Raw genomic sequence first — 17,677 nt, 5'->3', positions numbered from 1 at the left:
AGGACGCCTCAGGTTCCACAAACAGAATCACAAGACACTAGTAGACTGTCGCAGCTAATTCCTGGGATAGAGGTGGCGCAGTTTGATGCGTGCGTCGTGGGTGGTGAACTGCCAGTCCACCTGACGTTGGTCGGTGTTGGTGGCGTTCTGCCAGGCCGAGAGTTCGGTGTTGAGGGTGTCGAGGTCGCCGATCCGGCGGTCGAGACATTGCCTGGTCAGCGCGGAGAGTTCGATCTCGGCGATGTTGAGCCATGACCCGTGCTTGGGCGTGTGGTGGATCTCGAGGCGCTGAGCCAGGGCGAAGGCCTCTTCTGGTTCGAATGCCTCGTACAGTGAGGCGATGCCGTGGGTGTTGAGGTTGTCCATCACCAGCACAACCGTCTCGGCATCGGGGTAGTCCACGCTCAGCAGCTGCCTGACCTGGCCGGCCCAGTCGATCCGGGTCCTCTGGGACAGTGCCTGAACTCGACGCCACCCGCGCAGGGGTTCGACCCATACGAAGATCGAGCACGTGCCGCAGCGGATGTACTCGCTGTCCTGGCGGGCGTCGTGACCAGGGCGGGCCGGGAGCGGGTCGCGGACATGGCCGAGGAGCTGGTAGGGCTTCTCGTCCATGCACACGACCGGACATGCCGGGTCATAGGGCCGGGCATAGACGGCCAGTACGTCTTCCATCCGGGCCGCGAACTCCGCGTTCGCTCGTGGTGGGATGGTCCAGCACTTCTTCAGGTGAGGACGCAGTTCCGTTTTTAAGACCCGGCCGATGGTGGAATGGTCCAGATCGGGGATGTCCTCGACCAGTGCGACGTGCTTCTCCAGCAGCCGCAGCGACCACCGGGTATAGCCCTGGGGTGGCTGTGAGCACGCCATCGCGATCAGCCGGGCTTCGACCTCACCGGTCACCGGCGAGGGCACCGGCGGGAGGTCGCGCTTCTTCCGCGCGATGGTGGCGTGAACATCGCCACCGGTTTCGGTGAAACGCTTGGCGACCAGCCGCAACGTCTCACCGGAGACGCCGAGCCGGGCCGCGATCACCTCCTGCGAGCCGATCCCGCCTGCAGAGGTGTCGAGTGCGAGGAGCACCCTCGCCCGCCTGATTACCGAGGCCGGACGAACCCCCGTCGTGGTCACCCGGACCAACTCCTCGCGGTCCTGCGCGGTCAGCACCACCGGCCTCTTCTTCTGCGAACCCATCGCACCAGTCCTGTCCGGCAGAGCGGGAGAGGAATCTGCCAGACGCAAGCCTCCCAATCAAACAGCCCATACCTAAGCAGCGACACGCTACTAGTAGCGTGTCGCTGCTTAGGTATGGGCTGTTTGAGGCGACCCCTGTGGTGTGGACACTCTGACAATGGATCTTGCAGATCCGAGGGAAGGTGTCCTGGTGGGACGTAGGTCTCCGTATCCGGTGGAGTTCAGGAACGATGCCGTCGCGCTGTACCGCGCGGCGGGCGGGAAGCGCACGTACGCGGCGGTCGCGGCGGATGTCGGGGTGACCGGCGAGACCCTGCGGAGCTGGGTGCGCCAGGCCGACGAGCACGCGGGCCGTGATCACAGCAGCGGCGAGCAGAGCGCGGAGAGCCGGAACGAGGAACTGGCCCGGCTGCGCGCGGAGAACGGCCGGCTCCGCAAGGCAGAGAAGGAATGGGAACTCGAGCGGGAGATCCTGCGCCGGGCAGCCGCCTATTTCGCGAAGGAGATGAAGTGAAGACCCACCGCTGGGACTTCGTCTCCGCCCACGCGGAAGTCTTCGGCGTTCAGCGGATATGCCGGGTCCTGCAGGTCTCGCGCTCGGGCTACTACCGGTGGCTCGCCGGTGCGAAGGTCCGTCGAGAGCGGCAGGCCGCCGACGACGCCCTGCTCGTGGAGATCCGGGAGATCCATACCGAGCACAAGGGCACCTACGGAGTCCGGCGCATCCATGCCGAGCTGCGTGGCTTCGGGCACACCATCAACCGCAAGCGCGTCGAGCGCCTGATGCGCCGGCACGGTATCGAGGGCCGGCACCTGCGGCGCCGCAAGCGCACCACGGTCCCCGACCGGCTTGCACCACCGGCCCCGGATCTCGTCCAACGCAACTTCTCCGCCAGACAGTTGAACGAGAAGTGGTGCGGCGACATCACATACGTCCAGGTCGGCGGGACGTGGCTGTATCTCGCCTGCGTCATCGACATCTGTTCACGCCGGGTGCTCGGCTGGTCGATGGCCACGCACATGCGCACGGAACTGGTCATCGACGCCCTGGAGATGGCCGTGGCGACCCGCGGCGGCCACGTGGGCGGGGTGATCTTCCATGCGGACAGGGGCTCGCAGTACACGTCGGCCGCGTTCGCGCAGGTCTGCAACGGTTTCGGGATCCACAGGAGCATGGGCCGGGTCGGCTCGAGCTACGACAACGCCCTCGCCGAGTCGTTCTGGCAGGGACTCAAGAGGGAGACGATGTACCAGAGGCTGTTCTCCACGATGCCTCAGGCGAGGCTGGAGATCTTCCAGTGGCTCACCTACTACAACGCCCGCAGGCGCCACAGCGCCCTCAACTACCTCTCGCCAGTCGAATTCGAACAACAACAGCAGAGAGCACGTAAACTCACACTCGCAGCATGAACCCCCGTGTCCACACTCCGGGGGACACCTCAGACCTCTGGTGGTCCGGAAAACACAAGCACCATGGCGGGAACGTGCAGGTTATCGCCACCCCGGACGGCTGGCCCATCTGGGTCTCGCCAGTACGGCCGGGCCGGGAGCACGACACCACCTGCGCCCGCCACCACGGGCTGGTCGAGGCACTCAACCGCATCGCGGCCGAGCTGGACATGCCGACCCTGGTCGACCTCGGCTACGAGAACGCCGACGACGGCTTCCGCCGCCCCTTCAAGAAGCCCGCCGGAGGCGAGCTGACCGAGGAGCAACAGACGTACAACAAGGTCATCCGCGGCATCCACGGTGTCTGTGAGCGCGCCAACTCCCTGCTCAAGACGACCTTCAAGGCACTGCGCAGGGTCAGCCTCGACCCCAGCCACATCACGAAGATCGCCGCCGCAGCCCTCGTCCTGCTACAACTCGAGTACGACCGCACCATCTGAACGATCACGCACCGTCGTGATCCATTACTGGGAAAGGCTCAGTGAACCGAGTTGTAGGCGCTTCCGTTATTCCCCTCGCGGAGTATGACAGGGAGGCTGGGTGTCCAAAGAGCCACTGCGCTGTCCCACCCGCAGGTGGGCGAGAACAAGCAAGGCTTGGCGTTCGGTGCTCAGACGCCGCCAGTGGGAGCCGAGCGCGCGACGGTGCTGTGACAGGCGGATGGACAGGAGGCGCAGGGCAGAACTGGACACGTCGACATCTGACGGGCGAATGCTGAGTGGTAGAAGCTGGGGCCTTCCTGCCTGTCAGCAACGTGCGTTGTGGCAGATAGCGAGATCACCGGCAGGTGATCGACGGGATCCTGCACCGTGCGCGGACCGGCTTTCAGTGGTTTACCCGAACGGTTCGCCCCGTGGAAGAGGGTCTACGAACGGCACCGCCTGTGGTCGGCCGACGGGACGTGGGAGCGTCTGCTTCAGCGGGTCCAGGCCGAGGCGGAGGCAGCGGGCGAGATCAACATAGGCGTCGTCCTGATCGCCGTCGCCCCAGACATGTACCTCACCCACTTCGGCAACAGCCTCACCCTGCGCAGCGGCTTCGCCAAAGCCAACCCCATGCTCATCGGCCCCAACGCCCCCATATGAGCAACGTGCTGCGCCAGGCCGACTGACCTCACATCCACCACTTCCAAGGAGCCCCCATGTCCAACCCCCCTCACCTGTACGACGACCCGGACGTGCACCATCTCGTCCAGCTACTCGCCATGCTGCCCGGCCCAGACAACATCGTCTTCTGGAACACCGTGGACCGCAACGGCCGCCAGGCGGACCCGAATGAGGCCGAACCGACCGGCAACGGCTACCTCATGAAGAAGATGGAGATCGGCATCCACGGTCTCTTGAACCCCGAACGAGGAGACATCGCCTACTTCTGTGAGTACCTGCTGCGCTTCTTCAGTGGCGAACGGCCCTTGTTATGGGAGCACCTCAGCGCCCACGTCCCGCACCGCGACATCGACCGCGTCGGTGAGCGATGGGCCCGCGACCTGACCGACACCGCCTGGCATCTGCTCGTGCGCTATGGCCCCGGCGGACAGCCGGCCCTCTCCGATAACTGGCCGACAGCCATCAAGAACCGCTGAGACTCGACGCCTCCGAAAGGCTCATCAACCCATGCCTGGAACCCTCTGGCTGATGGATCCCGCTGCCGCTGCCGCGCTCCCTGTGCTCGACGCCCACTACGCAGTCCTGGGATGCAGGACAGGCAGTAGCCGCCTTGACGAATTCCTCGACGACATTGCACCTCATCAGACCAACGAGGCCACCGAGACGCTCCGCTCCGCTTTCGCAGCGCTCGCCGACGGTGAGCGGCATCCACTGACCGTCCGAGAGCTCGCGCAAGGCACCTGGCTTACCTTCCTGGAACCCGCGCAGGGCCTCGCCGAAGTGATCGACCGCTACGGAGTGGCTAAGGCCGTCGGCCGGCCCGGCGCCTATGGTCGCCAATGGGCTCGCCACGCCAGTGACGCTGCCTGGACAATCTGGATCGCCTCTGGCAGATACAGCAGCCACGGTGCTGGAATAGCCCGCTGATCTTCCGCCCCGACCACGGTGGCATGCCCTGGGTCGCCTGACGCGCATCACTGAGCATGACAAAGGCCTGTATCCCTGGCGAACTGGTAGGGAGTACAGGCCCTTTCGCGCTTTGAGGGTGAGAGTCCGCGGTAAGTCGGTCGGCAGATGATTGTGCGGGGGGGGGAAGCAGCAACACGCCCCCGACTGCCGGGTGTGGGGGTTTGCCGAGGCTCGCCGACTCCAACGACAAGGCGTCCTGCCCAGCTCCGACTCACGGCTCAATCCTGATTGCGACAGCCAGGTACTTGGGTCGGCGCCGACGTTCGACCGGTGACGTATGTCGGGAACAGTGAGCTTTTTCAGAGTGGCCCCTGATCGGGTGACGTCCAGGGGGCGGTCCGGGCTGGGACGGCGGTAGTTGCCCTGCTCGTCGGCGTCGTCAACACTCAGAGGCTTCTCACTCGACGGAGGGGCGGCTGAAGAAGCTCAGTGAGCGTTTTCAGCGTTGTCTCTCCAGGGTGAGGGGACCTGTCCCAAGGCCGGGTAGTTAGGGTTTTCGCAGGTCACGCAAGGGGAGTTGGCGAGTTTCCGACGTAGAGCAACGGGGCTCGTTGGTACAGGCAGTCGTCCAAGACAGCTTGTCCCGAAGGAGCTCCGTTGCTCGATCATTGTGTCCTGCCGCCGCCGTTGGCGACTATCACCCGAACGGTCACGGTGGCTGCGGGCCGGTTCGCGCCCGGTCATCTGGGGGAACTGACGGCGATCGTGCCGTTCGAGCTCGTCGACGCGGTCCTGTCGGAGACGAGGACGGTGCAGCGGCGGCTGCGTGATCTGCCCTCGCGGGTGGGGGTCTACTTTCTGCTCGTGATGTGCTTGTTCCCCGAGGTCGGCTACCGGCTCGTCTGGGACAAGCTGACGGCCGGCCTGTCCGGGATTCCTGTGGTCTGCCCGACCGCGAAGGCGTTACGTGACCTGCGCCGGCGACTCGGCAGCGCGCCGGTTCGGGCGTTGTTCGACGTACTGGCCGGGCCGTTGGCAAGGCCGACGACGCCGGGAGTGCGGTTCGGGCCCTACCGGACGGTGTCATTCGACGGCTGCAGTTCGCAGAGGGTCTTCGACTCCGATCGGAACCGGGCCTGGCTGGGGAGAACGTCTCATCACGGCTATCCGACGCTGGAGTTGATGACGCTGGTCGAGACCGGCACCCGGGCCCTGATCGGTGCGGTGTTCGGCCCGACGGCCGAGGGCGAGACGAGCTACGCCGGCCGCCTGCTGCACCTTCTGAGGCCGGACATGCTGGTGCTCTGGGACAAGGGGTTCGACGGCAACGCCTTCCTCTCCGCCGTCACCACCACCGGCGCCCAGTTCCTCGGACGGCTCCGCAGCAACCGGCGCACACCGGCTCTCACCCGTCTCGTCGACGGCTCCTATCTGTCAGTCATCGGCACCGTGCGGGTGCGGGTCATCGATGCGCAGATCACCGTGACCTGCACCGACGGCACTGTCTTCACCGGCTCCTACCGGTTGGCCACCACCCTGACGGACGCCCGCCGCTTCCCGGCGGCCGTGTTGGTGGATCTCTACCATCAGCGGTGGGAGCACGAATCGGCGTATTACGCGCTCCGCCACACGATCATGAACGGCCGCCTTTTGCGCTCGGGTGACCCCATCGGCATCGAGCAGGAGATGTGGTCGCTCCTCACGCTCTACCAGGCACTGCGGACCGTTATGGTCGACGCCGCCGAGTCCGTCCCCGGCACAGACCCCGACCGCTGCGGCTTCACTATCGCCCTCCAAGCCGCCCGTGATCAGGTCATCCAGGCCGCCGACGTCGTCACCACGACCGTCGAACCGGTCGGTCTCATCGGACGCCGGATCCTGTCAGGCCTGCTCCCACCCCGGCGGCAGCGGGTGAGTACCCGCAAGGTCAAAGCACCGACCTCCCGCTACAACGGGCGATGCGACAACGACGGCCGGCCCGATGCCAGCCGCACCGTCACCGACCTCGACGTCACCATCCTCGAACCCTCCGATCCGCTGCCCGCACTGCCGACCGCCTCCCGGGATGATCGGCACACCGCCCCCGGCAAGCGACGCCGACACCGAATCCTGACCCTGCTTGAGGAAGACCCCACCCGCCTCTGGCAACCCCGCGACATCGCGGCTCACTTCGGCGACGTCACCCTGGAAACCATGTACAGACAACTGAACCGCTGGGCCACCAGCGGACTCATCCACAAGCTCGGCCCCGGCCTCTACGCCGCCACAGCATGGTCACCAACTCCCCTTGCGTGACCTGCGAAAACCCTAACTACCCGGCCTTGGGACCTGTCCCCGAGTGGTGGACACCTCTGAGCCCGGCCCCGGCAGGGGCCGGGTGGGAGGGATCTCTTAGACCGTGTCCTACGTGGTGAGGCGGACGAGTCGCTTGAAGCAGCAGAGGGCGGCTGCGAGTCCGAGGAAGGCAAGGTAGTTGCGGGGATGGCGCTCGTAGCGAGGGTTCAGGCGTCGGTAGCCGGAGAGCCAGGACATCGTGCGCTCGATGACCCAGCGTCGGCGCCCTAACCTCGCGCTTTCACGAGGTGAGCTGTCCAGGAGTTGATCAGAAACACGGAAAGCGCCCTTGACCTGCAACGATAGGACTTGCTGAGGGTCCTGTTGGCTGCAAGGAAAAGAGCACTTTCCAGGTGAGAGAGCCTATCTCGTCGTACCCGCGTGTCCGTGTCCAGGGAGACGGTCGACGGGTGGTCTCGCAGGCCGGGGCGGTCCTGCTCGTTGAAACAGTTCGCAAGACCGGCCTTGACCAGGCCATATCCGCAGCTCTGGTTCCGTGGCGGAAGCCGCGGGCCGTCCACGATCCCGGCAAGATCATCCTGGACGTCGCTCTGGCGGTCGCGCTCGGCGGGGACTGCCTTGCGGACGTCGCGATGCTGCGGTGTGAGCCGGCCGTCTTCGGCCCGGTCGCTTCCGATCCGACCGTCTCCCGTCTGATCGAGTCCCTCGCCGCCTGCGGTGAGAAAGCCCTGCAGGCCATCCGGTCCGCACGGGCCGAAGTCCGCAGCCGGGTCTGGTCGTTGGCGGGCAAAAACGCCCCGGACACCGATGGACAGGTCACGGTCGACCTGGACGGCGTCCTCGTGATCGCACACTCCGACAAGGAGGACGCGGCCGCGACATGGAAGAAGACCTACGGCCATCACCCCCTGACGGCCTTCGTCGACCACGGCCCCGGCGGAACCGGAGAGCCTGTCGCCGCCCTGCTCAGACCGGGGAACGCGGGCTCGAACACGGCCGCCGACCACATCACCACCGCCCAACTGGCCCTGGGCCAGCTACCGAAGAAGTACCGGCGAGGGCGGCAGACACTGATCCGCACGGACTCCGCCGGCGGCACCCACGACTTCGTGTCCTGGCTCGCGAAGCAAGGCCGATGGCTGTCCTACTCGGTCGGCATGGTGATCACCGAAGCGATCCACGAGCATGTGCTGAAGATCCCTGCTTCGGCCTGGACGCCGGCCGTCGAGTCCGACGGCACGGTCCGCGACGGGGCCTGGGTCGCCGAGCTCACGGGCAGGCTGTTGGACAACTGGCCAAAGGGCATGCGGCTGATCGTCCGCAAGGAACGACCGCATCCCGGGGCCCAATTGAGGATCACGGACGCGGACGGCATGCGGATCACCTGCTTCGCGACCAACACCCCCGACCGGCCGATCGCCGAGCTCGAGCTCCGACACCGGCTGCGGGCCCGCGCGGAGGACCGGATCCGGGCCGCCCGCGCGACCGGCCTGCGCAACCTGCCCCTCCACCACACCGCGCAGAACAAGGTCTGGCTGGAGATCGTCCAGATCGCTCTCGACCTGCTGGCCTGGATGCCCATTGTCCGCGTACTCCCTGAAGTTCACGTGTACGCCGACACCCATGCTCGCCCTGAGGGGCAAAGCCCGGCTCTGGGAACCCCGCCGACTGCGGTTCCGCCTGTTCACCGCGGCCGCCCAGGTCGTCACCACCGGCCGGCGCAGGATCCTCCGTTTCACCCAGCACTGGCCCTGGACAGGTGAGATCACAGGCGCCCTCGAACGACTCGCGCTCCTGCCCAACCCGGGCTGACCAGCAGACTTCCCGTCCCAAGACAACACCACCCGCCCCCCGGGCAGTGGAACCCGGCGCCCACCCGACGCGACAGCCGGGCCACCGGCCTGCCCACCAGCCGTCCCGGAAAGCGAAAAGATCCGCCGACTCCGTCGACGGACCCTGACGAAAGATCGAGGCTAATCGTTCGCTGGATTCGACGCCTTTGCGGGCGATGCGTACTCCGATTCGCTTCCAACGGAGCCATCTGCGCAGGTCGGCGCGATCGTAGGCTTTGTCTGCATGTAGGCGCTGGGGCTTGAAGTACCGGCCGCGGTGGGGGTCGTGTCTCGTTTGGTGACCCTCGATCATGGGCTTCAGGCCCTCGCTGTCGTGGGTGTTGCCGGCCGAGATGCCGACGAGGAGGGGCAGTCCGTTCGCGTCCGACAGGATGTGCATCTTGGAACCCGGTTTGCCCCAGGGCTCCGTCAAGTTCCGTGCTTGCGTGGAGGGTTGACGATCAGCGGGTAGGGGCGGATAGCAGAGCAGGCACGGGGGTTCGTGATCATTGTGGTGTCGAAGCCAGATGATCACGAGGATGTCCCGTGCCTGCTGTTGCATCTTCCCCTATCCCTGCCGTGCTGGAGAAGCTGGGGCCGCTGGATGCGGACCGGATCGCTGACCTGCGTCCCTACCTTGAATCGGTTCCGGATCCGCGCTCACGCCGGGGCCGGTGGTACTCGCTGACGGCGATCTTGCTGGTGTGTGCCTGCGCGGCTGTCTGCGGCGCGAAGAGCATCGACGAGCTCGCCGAGTTCGGCGAGCGGGCCACGAACTCGCTGCTGGCATCCCTTGGAGTACGCCGTCACCTGCTCGGCTGGCGGCGCAGCCCCAAGCCGGTCACTCTCGGACGCGTCCTTCAGGCACTTGACGGCGACGCCCTGGACCAGGCTGTGGGCGCCTACCTGGCCGGCCGGCACCGCATCACCGCGTCCGCGGACGTGCCCGAGACCCGATCGCGGCAGGTCATCGCCGTGGACGGCAAGGCCCTCAAGGGCTCAGCCCGCCTGGCCGCGCCGCGCCGTCACCTGCTCTCGGCGGTCACCCACGACCGCGTCGCCACGATTGCCCAGGTCGAAGTCGGTGCGAAGACCAACGAAGTGCGCCACTTCAAACCCCTGCTGGCACCGCTCGACCTCGCCGACACCGTCGTCACCTTCGATGCCCTCCACTCGGTGAAGGCCAACATCACCTGGCTGGTCGAGACGAAGAAGGCCCACTACATCGCCGTCATCAAGACCAACCAGCCCACCGCCTACGCCCAGCTCGCCGCCCTGCCCTGGACCTCGATCAAGGTCCAGCACACCGCCTCCGCCACCGCCCACGGCCGCCGCGAGTCCCGCTCGATCAAAACCTGCGCTATCGCCGACAACCTCGGCGGCATCGCTTTCCCCCACGCCCACCTCGCCATCCGGGTCCACCGCCGCCGCAAGCCCACCGGCCGGCCCGAAACCCGCGAGAACGTCTACGCGGTCACCAGCCTCGCCGCCCATCAAACCCGCCCCATCGACCTCGCCGCCGCCATCCGCGGGCACTGGGGAATCGAAAATTCCTCCCACTACATCCGAGATGTCACGTTCGCCGAGGACGCCTCGACCATTCACACCGGCACCGCACCCCGCGCCATGGCCACCATCCGCAACCTCGCCATCGGCACCCTGAAGACCCTCGGAGCCGACAACATCGCCAAGACCACCCGCGCCATCCGCCACGAACCCGAACGAGCACTCGCCATCCTGGGCATCACCAACAACCCAGACACTCACGGAACTTGATCAAGCCCTGGGTTTGCCCCGGTCCACGGGGCTCGGACCTGTGTGTTCGCCCCCTTTTTAGCCCTCACATGGGCGGTGTCGAGGACGACGCGGGTGACGTCGATGAGGCCGGCGTCATCGAGGCGGTGCAGCACGGCTTCGTGCAGGCGGGCCCAGACACCGGCTCTCGACCAGATCAGGAACCGGCGGTGGGCGGTCGACTTCGATATCTCCTGGATGCGCTGGACTTTGATCAGCATGCTCGCCGCCGCCGTCCTGGCCGTCACCCACGCCCGCACCACCACGGCTACCACCCCCGGCAGCGAACTCGTCCCGCCCAGCGGCCGCGAACCGCTCCGACTCCTGAGGATCACCGCCCTGCCCCGCCCCCGACGCGACCGCGACCACCTCCTGCACTGGTCCGCCTGGCGCCGTCACCACCAATACCAGGCAGCCGAAGCCCACCGGAGATGGAACAACATCACCGCCACCGCAACGACCTGACCAGCCGCGATGCCCTGCCAATCAGGGAACTACAGCTGCCGTGTCAGATCGACCAATACCGCTGAACCTTGACTGTGTGGTCGTACGTAGTAGTTGTGGGTAGTTCGGATTGTTGGAGCAGCGGACGCATGAATCACTGCAGAGAGGTAATGCAGTTATGACTGAACTGCGCGCATCGGAATCACTCGATGAGTCTCTGGAGCGATGTGGCCAACAGGGAACATTCGGAATTTCAGGAATTCAAAACGCGGAGATTTCGCGACTTGCGCAATCTGATGCCGCTAGGTCACGGATTGAAGAAAGTTATCTGAAAAATAGGACTGCGTTCTTCAAAAGCTTCACATACAAGTCCATGCCGTATACGATGCAAGGAGTTGGCCACCTTCTGGGCGGGACCGCTGGGAATGCTCTATGCATTGCAGGTATCGCCGGACTTGGGCTTGAGAGTGTCCACAGGGTTGCGGATGAGATCGGTCTGTGCGGAAAGCCTGAGTTCAGTTCGGTCAAACTCGTTGGAAATGTGCTTCAGGTGATGGGTGCCGGGCTGCGGGGAATGGGAACCTATGCGGGGTTTGCTTCTGACGTGCAAAATTCCCTCGTGGCCGCTGGTAGTATCGCGGTGGCGGCAGGTATGGCAATATCAGCCTTCCCGGGCCTGCCGCCCACCTCGGCGGAGGTTACTCAGTCCGGCCCTGCGCATCAGCAACGAGATTTCCCCCTGTCGCACCCGAGCCGTTGCGGTATGCAGGGGGATTTCGCGGCTTATACAGAGGCCGGAGAAGGCGCAAACATGACGATCAGGCATGTCGCACGCGACCATCCGACCCCGAGAAGAGAAATCGCGGACATCGTCGACGCCTCCTATGCGAACCATCCCTACGCGCGCACGGCGGCACGAAGCCCAGGGCTGATGCGTTCTCAGATGTCGAGATGAGGGGTTCGCGCCGGTGTGGTGCCCGGTGGTCGATGTGCCCGACTGGAAATGACGAACGCGACTCCCGATGATCAAGGTTCTCGAAGCCGAAGATCATGAACAGGGGTCGCGTTCGCGTGCCATCTTCCCTGATCGACGCCCTCGCGCGCCACCACGAGGACGTTGACCTCCCATGCCCGCTCATCGAACTGCCCGGCCTGTGCACCCTGGCCGACGTGCTGGACCAGGTGCCCGACCCGCGCCGGGTCCGAGGCCGCCGCTACCGGATCGGCTCCCTGCTCGCCCTGTGCCTGGTCGCCGTCCTCAGCGGCACCAAATCTGTGGCCGCCATCGCCCGCTTCGCCGCCGACAGCAACTCTGACCTGCGGACACGCCTCGGTCTCACCTGCGCCACCCCGAACACCACCACCCTGGGCCGACTGCTGGCCCGCCTGGACGGCGACGCCCTGGACGACGCCGTGGGTGCCTGGATCGCCCGCTACGCCACCGACCCGGTCGACGAACCCGGCGACACCCCGGTCGGCCTCGCCGTCGACGGCAAAGCCGTGCGCGGCTCACGCACCGACAACGACAAAGCCGTCTACCTGCTCGCCGCCGCACTGCACACCTCGCAGACCGTCATCGCCCAGCGCCAGATCCCCGCGAAGAGCAACGAGATCCCCGCCTTCGCTCCACTGCTGAACCGCATCGACCTGCGCGGCACTGTGATCACCGCCGACGCCATGCACACCCAGCGCGCCCACGCCGAGCACGTCATCGCGGCTCAAGGTCACTACCTTCTGGTCGTCAAAGGGAACCAGAAGAAGCTCCGCAAGCAGCTCAAGAAGCTGCCCTGGCGCCAGATCCCACTGCAGGACCGCACTACCACCACCGGCCACGGCCGCCGCGAGATCCGCCGGCTGAAGGTCTGCACCGTCCAGCCCGGCCTGTTGTTCCCGCACGCCGTCCAGGCCATCGAAATCAAGCGCCGCCGGGTCAATCGCAGGACCGGGAAGGTCCAGACGAAGACGGTCTACGCCGTCACCAACCTGTCCCCGGGCCAGGCCAACCCGTCCCAGCTCGCCGAACTGATGCAGAACCACTGGTCAGTTGAGGCCCTGCACCATGTCAGAGACGTGACCTACGGCCAGGACGCCTCGCGCGTGCGCACCGGCACCGCGCCACGAGCCATGGCCACGATGCGGAACCTGGCCATCGGCCTCATGCGCCAGGCCGGCTGGACCAACATCGCCGCCGCAACCGACCACTACCGGTCACGCCCCGAGCACGCGACTACCCTCCTCGATCTCACCGCCTGAGAACGCATTCGCCCTGGCCCGAGAGATACAAGTGAACGAGGGAACGCTGGGCACCTGGGTTAGCCGGTACCGGCAGGAGCACGTTGGGGAGGAACCTCCGCTGAACATCAGCGAACGTGCCCGCCTGCGCGAACTGGAACGCGAGAACCGGGAACTCCGCATGAAGACCGATTTCCTGGGAAAAGTACCCATGACGGCGCTGTGCGCCGGCACCGTGGCGGGATGAGAATCCGGGGCGCGTAACGGCTTCTGGCCGGTGGGTGGTTGGCTTCTGTGCGCGGGTTGAGTGCTCTGTGGCGCCGTTGGCATGCTGGTGGGGTGCGGTCCGGGCAGACGTCGGTGACGCTTGGTATCCACGAGTCCGGGGAAAAGTATGACGCTGGGGCTTGAGGGATTGTTGACTGCTGCTGCGAGCGCGAATCTCAGACTCTTTGGATCAGTAGGCCCCTTCCGGGCGGCACGTTGACCGGTGCTGTCGCGGAGGAGGCCAGAGATGCAGGTGATCTTCGAGCGGTGCGCCGGGCTGGACGTGCACCGGGACACGGTGGTGGCGACGGTGCGCTCGCCGGGGCAGCGCCGGGGTTCACGGGCAACGGAGACCCGGACCTTCAAGACCACCGTGCGCGCGCTGGCCGACCTGGGCGACTGGCTGGTCTGCGAGGGGGTGGAGCTGGTCGGCATGGAAGCGACGGGGGTGTACTGGAAGCCCGTCTTCGCCGCGCTGGAGGGGCGGTTCACCTGCTGGCTGGTGAACGCGGCGCATCTGCGGAACGTGCCCGGGCGCAAGACCGATGTCGCTGATTCGGTGTGGATCGCCCGGATCCTGGAGTGCGGTCTGGTGCGGCCGTCGTTCGTGCCGGTGCAGGAGTTTCGCGAGCTGCGAGACCTGACCCGGGCGCGTACGGCGGTGTCTCAGGAGCGGGTGCGGGTGATCCAGCGGCTGGAGAAGGTACTGCAAGACGCCGGTATCAAGCTGACCTCGGTGGCCTCGCAGGTGTGGTCGAAGACGGCGCGGGCCGTGCTGGAGGCGCTGCTGGACGGGGTGACCTCGCCGGTGGAGCTGGCCGCGCTGGCCAAGGGACGGCTCCGCTCGAAGCGGGAGGCTCTGGAGGAGGCTCTCGAGCACCGCTTCCGTGTCGAGCACCACGGTGTCATCGTGCGCGGTCTGCTGGCGCATATCGACGGGCTGGAGCAGCGGCTCGACGCCTACGATGCGGAGATCGCGATCCGGCTTGCCCCGCACCAGGAGGTCCTGGAGCTGATCCAGACCATCCCCGGGGTGGGGGCGAAGGTCGCCCAGGTGCTGATCGCCGAGATCGGTCTGGACATGTCGGCATTCCCGTCCTCGGCTCATCTCGCCTCCTGGGCGGGGGTGTGTCCGGGCAATCATGCTTCGGGCGGCAAGCGCAGGGGCGGACGCAGCCGGCCCGGTCCGAAGTGGCTGAAGGCCGCGCTGACCGAAGCGGCCTGGGGCGCGGTCAAGGCCAAGGGCACCTACCTGCACGCGCATCACATGCAGATCAAAGGCCGGGCGGGCGGCTTCAAGGCTCTCGGTGCGACCCGCCACGACATCGTCGTGGCCTACTGGCACATCGTCCACGACCAGGTGCCCTACCGGGAGTTGGGCCCCGACTGGGCAGCGAGGCGATTCAGCCCCGAGCAACGCGCCAGGCGGCTGACCGCCCAGCTCGAAGCCCTCGGTTTCGACGTCACCATCGGACCCCCAGGAACCGGACCCGCCTGAACCGGGGTCGGCAGGAGTGCGGCCTCGCCGCGAGGCCGCACTTAAAGATGCCCGTGGGACCCAGGATTCACATCTCAGCGGCGGCCTTCTTCGCCCAGGAATACCGGTGACGGAGAAGTACGAATTCATCGACGGCGAGGCCGGTAACTTTCCCGTGCAGCAGATGTGCACCTGGGCGGGAGTATCCACGTCGGGCTTCTACCACTGGAGATCGAGGCCATTGTCGGCCACCGCGAAGCACCGTGCGGAACTGAGGGCTGTCATCCTCCAGGTCTTCTCCGACTCGCATGAAACCTACGGCTACCGGCGTGTCCACGCCGCGCTCCAGCGGATGAACGTGCAGGCCGGAGCAGAACTGGTCCGCGCGCTGACCCGGCAGCTGTAGTTCTTGATCGTCATGGTGGTGTCATGTGGTCGCGGCGGCGGTGACGTTGTTCCAGCGCCGGTGGCAGGCTTGCGCGATGGCCTGGTGACGGCGTCGCCAGGCGGACCAGTGCAGGACATGGCCGATGTCGTGGCGGAGCGGGGGCAGGGTGGTTGCCCGCAGGATGGTCAGCAGCTCGCGTGCGCTGACCGGGATGAGGCCGACGGCCATGGTGGTGGTCGCGGTGCGGGCGCGGGTGACGGCCAGGACGGCGGTGGCCAGGATGCTGATCAGGGTCCAACGCATCCAGGAGTTCCAGCAGGTCGTCTGGCCCTGGTCGAGTCCGGTGACGCCCTTGGCCAGCTGGAAGTCCTCTTCGACCTGCCATCTGGTGCAGATGATGTGTATGAGGCCGGCAAGGGTGACGGGTCGGGTGGAGTAGCAGCGGTAGAAGGAGAGTTCGCCGGTGAAGCGGTGTCGGCGCACGACCAGGACGGATGTCCCGTCGTCCTCGGTGTCGGGGGCGTCGTCGCTCTGGATGTCGGTCCAGGTCCAGTCGTAGTGGCGGTCGCCCTTCAGGCCGTGACCGGTGAGCATCCGCATCCATGCCCGCCGGGGCAGCCGTGCGGCCAGGGTGGTCGCGGTGAAGCGGCCACCCGGGGTGGTGACCTGGTGATCGGCGCGGACCGACAGGGCGTAGTCGAAGCCGAGCCGGCGAGCACTGCGGCGCAGTTCGCGCCCGCCGTAGACCTCGTCGCCGGCGAACCAGCGTGCACGCAGGCCCAGCTGTCGGGCCCGGGTGAGCATGGCGGCAGCAAGTTCGGGCTTGGTGGCGAAGTCCACGTCGTCGGGGACGTGGGTGAGCAGGCGGCGTTCTTCGTCGGCGGCCCAGTCGGCGCCCAGGTACAGGGCCCGGTCGATCGGGGCATGGCCACGTGCGGAGGCGTAGGTGAGATGGACGGCGACCTGGCACAGACCGATCCCGCCCAGCGCACCGGAGTATTGCCTTGCCGCCCCGACGACGTCGGTGGAGGACTTCTCGTCCCCCGTCTCGTCCACGATCAACACGGCGTCGTCATCCGCGAGTTCACCGGCCGCCCAGGTGGCCGTCCGGTCGCGCACGGCGTCGTGATCCCACACGCCGCGGGACAAGAAGTGCTGCAGCCGGGACGGCGACGCGTGCCCCAACGCCTCAGCGAGCGTCCAGCAGTTGCGGGTCTCGAGCCCCGTCAGCATCGCCTCGGCCATGTCCCTGGCCAGCAGCCGCGACTCCCGTCGCGGGAAGCAGGCGGCCACCGCCGCCATCGCCGCCCTGAAACACTCGCTCCACACCCCACCGGCTATCGTGGCGCCCACGGCCACCGCGTCCTGATCTGTTGTCACAGACGATCATCATCGCGGTGGCCGTACTCGTTCCCGCGGGCACCCCATCAGGCCGCTCACCAGCACGAATCCGTCAACGATCAAGAACTACAGCTGCCGAGTCTGATGCGCGAGCTCGGCCTGGTGCCATGCCAGCCGCGGCCCTGGCGGGCGACCACGATCGCCGATGATGCGGCGCCGGCCACGCCCGACCTGCTGACCCGTGACTTCACCGCTGACGCTCCCGGGCGCAAACTGGTCAGCGATATCACCTACGTTCACACCTGGGCCGGGTTCCTTTATCTCGCGACCGTCATCGACTGCCACACCAAAGCGGTGGTCGGCTGGGCGATGGCCGACCACATGAAGACCTCTCTTATATCGGATGCACTCGATATGGCGGCCCGGAACATCGACCTCGCCGAAGGCTGCATATTTCATTCCGATCGCGGCAGTCCATACACGTCTCGCGAACTTCGTTCCAAGCTCAGCTCGTTGGGCCTGCGAGCGTCGGTCGGCCGCACCGGCGTCTGCTGGGACAATGCGATGGCTGAATCATTTTTCGGCGCCCTCAAAAACGAACTCGTGCACCGAACTACGTTCCCAACACGCGCACACGCTCACCGGGCTATCGTCCGCTACATCGAGATTTTCTACAATCGAAAGCGCCTCCACTCCGGACTCGGCTACAAGACTCCCGCAGAAGTCCACGCCGAGTACGAGGAATTGCAGGCAGCGGCATAGGCAGAACCCTCAACACCGCTGTCCGAGAAGCGCAGGGCCCGTCACTGTGACATGGTTCACTTTCCCAAGAAAAGAGGTATGCGTCGGCGTTTCCCTGAAACGGCCACCGATCGACCGTGGGCCCCCTGCTTTCGATTGGAGCTTTCCAGGTGGGCGCGCTCGAAAAAGCCCACTCATCTTTCACTAC

14 protein-coding genes and 6 pseudogenes are annotated in these 17,677 nt (G+C 66.2%); 15 read left to right on the top strand and 5 right to left on the bottom strand.

Annotation, left to right across the window (positions count from 1 at the left end; translation table 11 throughout):
* Nucleotides 1-54: 54 nt before the first annotated feature.
* Nucleotides 55-1,194: an IS630 family transposase gene (locus OG568_RS59980; RefSeq protein WP_329538417.1), complete on the bottom strand. Its 1,140-nt coding sequence runs from the start codon at nt 1,192-1,194 to the stop codon at nt 55-57.
* A 190-nt stretch (nt 1,195-1,384) separates the two neighbouring features.
* On the opposite strand from OG568_RS59980, the gene OG568_RS59975 reads away from it, so the two are divergent.
* From OG568_RS59975 to OG568_RS59945, 6 genes and pseudogenes are all read left to right on the top strand, one after another.
* A protein-coding gene (locus tag OG568_RS59975; RefSeq protein ID WP_329530430.1) for an IS3 family transposase occupies nt 1,385-2,604 on the top strand; the annotation gives its coding sequence in 2 pieces (ribosomal slippage) (nt 1,385-1,640 and nt 1,640-2,604; 1,221 coding nt in all).
* Between the two features lie 5 nt (nt 2,605-2,609).
* Nucleotides 2,610-3,083, top strand: a pseudogene (locus OG568_RS59970) (HARBI1 family protein); the annotation flags it as partial.
* A gap of 332 nt (nt 3,084-3,415) precedes the next feature.
* Nucleotides 3,416-3,572, top strand: a pseudogene (locus OG568_RS59960) (transposase); the annotation flags it as partial.
* A 212-nt stretch (nt 3,573-3,784) separates the two neighbouring features.
* Nucleotides 3,785-4,225, top strand: coding sequence for a hypothetical protein (locus tag OG568_RS59955; RefSeq protein WP_329538416.1), 441 nt, complete (start codon nt 3,785-3,787; stop codon nt 4,223-4,225).
* Nucleotides 4,226-4,256: 31 nt separating this feature from the next.
* Nucleotides 4,257-4,676: a hypothetical protein gene (locus OG568_RS59950; protein WP_329538415.1), complete on the top strand. Its 420-nt coding sequence runs from the start codon at nt 4,257-4,259 to the stop codon at nt 4,674-4,676.
* A 639-nt stretch (nt 4,677-5,315) separates the two neighbouring features.
* The gene (locus OG568_RS59945) at nt 5,316-6,953 is read left to right on the top strand and encodes a transposase domain-containing protein (RefSeq protein ID WP_329529911.1); all 1,638 of its coding nucleotides are present in this window, start codon (nt 5,316-5,318) and stop codon (nt 6,951-6,953) included.
* Nucleotides 6,954-7,061: 108 nt separating this feature from the next.
* Here OG568_RS59945 and OG568_RS59940 read toward each other — a convergent pair whose 3' ends face one another.
* On the bottom strand, nt 7,062-7,292 hold the full coding sequence (locus OG568_RS59940) for a transposase (RefSeq protein WP_329538414.1): 231 nt from the start codon (nt 7,290-7,292) through the stop codon (nt 7,062-7,064).
* A 53-nt stretch (nt 7,293-7,345) separates the two neighbouring features.
* On the opposite strand from OG568_RS59940, the pseudogene OG568_RS59935 reads away from it, so the two are divergent.
* Nucleotides 7,346-8,765, top strand: a pseudogene (locus tag OG568_RS59935) (IS1380 family transposase).
* Between the two features lie 162 nt (nt 8,766-8,927).
* Here the strand turns inward: OG568_RS59935 and OG568_RS59930 are convergent.
* Nucleotides 8,928-9,203, bottom strand: a pseudogene (locus tag OG568_RS59930) (transposase); the annotation flags it as partial.
* Between the two features lie 161 nt (nt 9,204-9,364).
* On the opposite strand from OG568_RS59930, the gene OG568_RS59925 reads away from it, so the two are divergent.
* Nucleotides 9,365-10,561 carry an ISAs1 family transposase gene (locus OG568_RS59925; RefSeq protein WP_329538413.1) on the top strand — a complete coding sequence of 399 codons (1,197 nt, stop codon included), beginning with the start codon at nt 9,365-9,367 and terminating at the stop codon, nt 10,559-10,561.
* A gap of 9 nt (nt 10,562-10,570) precedes the next feature.
* Here OG568_RS59925 and OG568_RS59920 read toward each other — a convergent pair.
* Nucleotides 10,571-10,770: pseudogene (locus OG568_RS59920) on the bottom strand (IS5/IS1182 family transposase); the annotation flags it as partial.
* 28 nt (nt 10,771-10,798) lie between these two features.
* Between OG568_RS59920 and OG568_RS59915 the strand changes: the two are divergent.
* The 6 genes and pseudogenes from OG568_RS59915 (at nt 10,799) to OG568_RS59890 (ending at nt 15,405) form a co-directional block, all read left to right on the top strand.
* Nucleotides 10,799-11,044, top strand: a complete 246-nt coding sequence (locus tag OG568_RS59915; RefSeq protein ID WP_329538412.1) for a hypothetical protein — start codon at nt 10,799-10,801, stop codon at nt 11,042-11,044.
* 157 nt (nt 11,045-11,201) lie between these two features.
* Nucleotides 11,202-11,978 carry a hypothetical protein gene (locus OG568_RS59910; protein ID WP_329538411.1) on the top strand — a complete coding sequence of 259 codons (777 nt, stop codon included), beginning with the start codon at nt 11,202-11,204 and terminating at the stop codon, nt 11,976-11,978.
* Nucleotides 11,979-12,094: 116 nt separating this feature from the next.
* A complete protein-coding gene (locus OG568_RS59905) occupies nt 12,095-13,276 on the top strand; it encodes an ISAs1 family transposase (RefSeq protein ID WP_329538410.1) in 1,182 nt (393 codons plus the stop codon).
* Nucleotides 13,263-13,460 (top strand): annotated as a pseudogene (locus OG568_RS59900) (transposase); the annotation flags it as partial. The gene OG568_RS59905 and the pseudogene OG568_RS59900, both read left to right, overlap by 14 nt.
* Nucleotides 13,461-13,769: 309 nt before the next feature.
* Entirely contained in the window at nt 13,770-15,020 is a 1,251-nt protein-coding gene (locus tag OG568_RS59895) for an IS110 family transposase (protein WP_329538409.1), read from the top strand.
* 106 nt (nt 15,021-15,126) lie between these two features.
* A complete protein-coding gene (locus OG568_RS59890) occupies nt 15,127-15,405 on the top strand; it encodes an IS3 family transposase (protein WP_329538408.1) in 279 nt (92 codons plus the stop codon).
* Between the two features lie 21 nt (nt 15,406-15,426).
* Here the strand turns inward: OG568_RS59890 and OG568_RS59885 are convergent, their stop codons facing one another.
* Nucleotides 15,427-16,767 carry an IS701 family transposase gene (locus OG568_RS59885; RefSeq protein ID WP_329538407.1) on the bottom strand — a complete coding sequence of 447 codons (1,341 nt, stop codon included), beginning with the start codon at nt 16,765-16,767 and terminating at the stop codon, nt 15,427-15,429.
* On the opposite strand from OG568_RS59885, the gene OG568_RS59880 reads away from it, so the two are divergent.
* The gene (locus OG568_RS59880; protein WP_329538560.1) at nt 16,753-17,490 is read left to right on the top strand and encodes an IS3 family transposase; all 738 of its coding nucleotides are present in this window, start codon (nt 16,753-16,755) and stop codon (nt 17,488-17,490) included. The genes OG568_RS59885 and OG568_RS59880 overlap by 15 nt on opposite strands.
* Nucleotides 17,491-17,677: the final 187 nt, after the last annotated feature.

The organism is Streptomyces sp. NBC_01450, assembly GCF_036227505.1.
Classification (GTDB): Bacteria; Actinomycetota; Actinomycetes; order Streptomycetales; family Streptomycetaceae; genus Streptomyces.
Note: the sequence above shows the minus strand (reverse complement) of the source record. Positions and strands in the feature narration are given on the sequence as shown.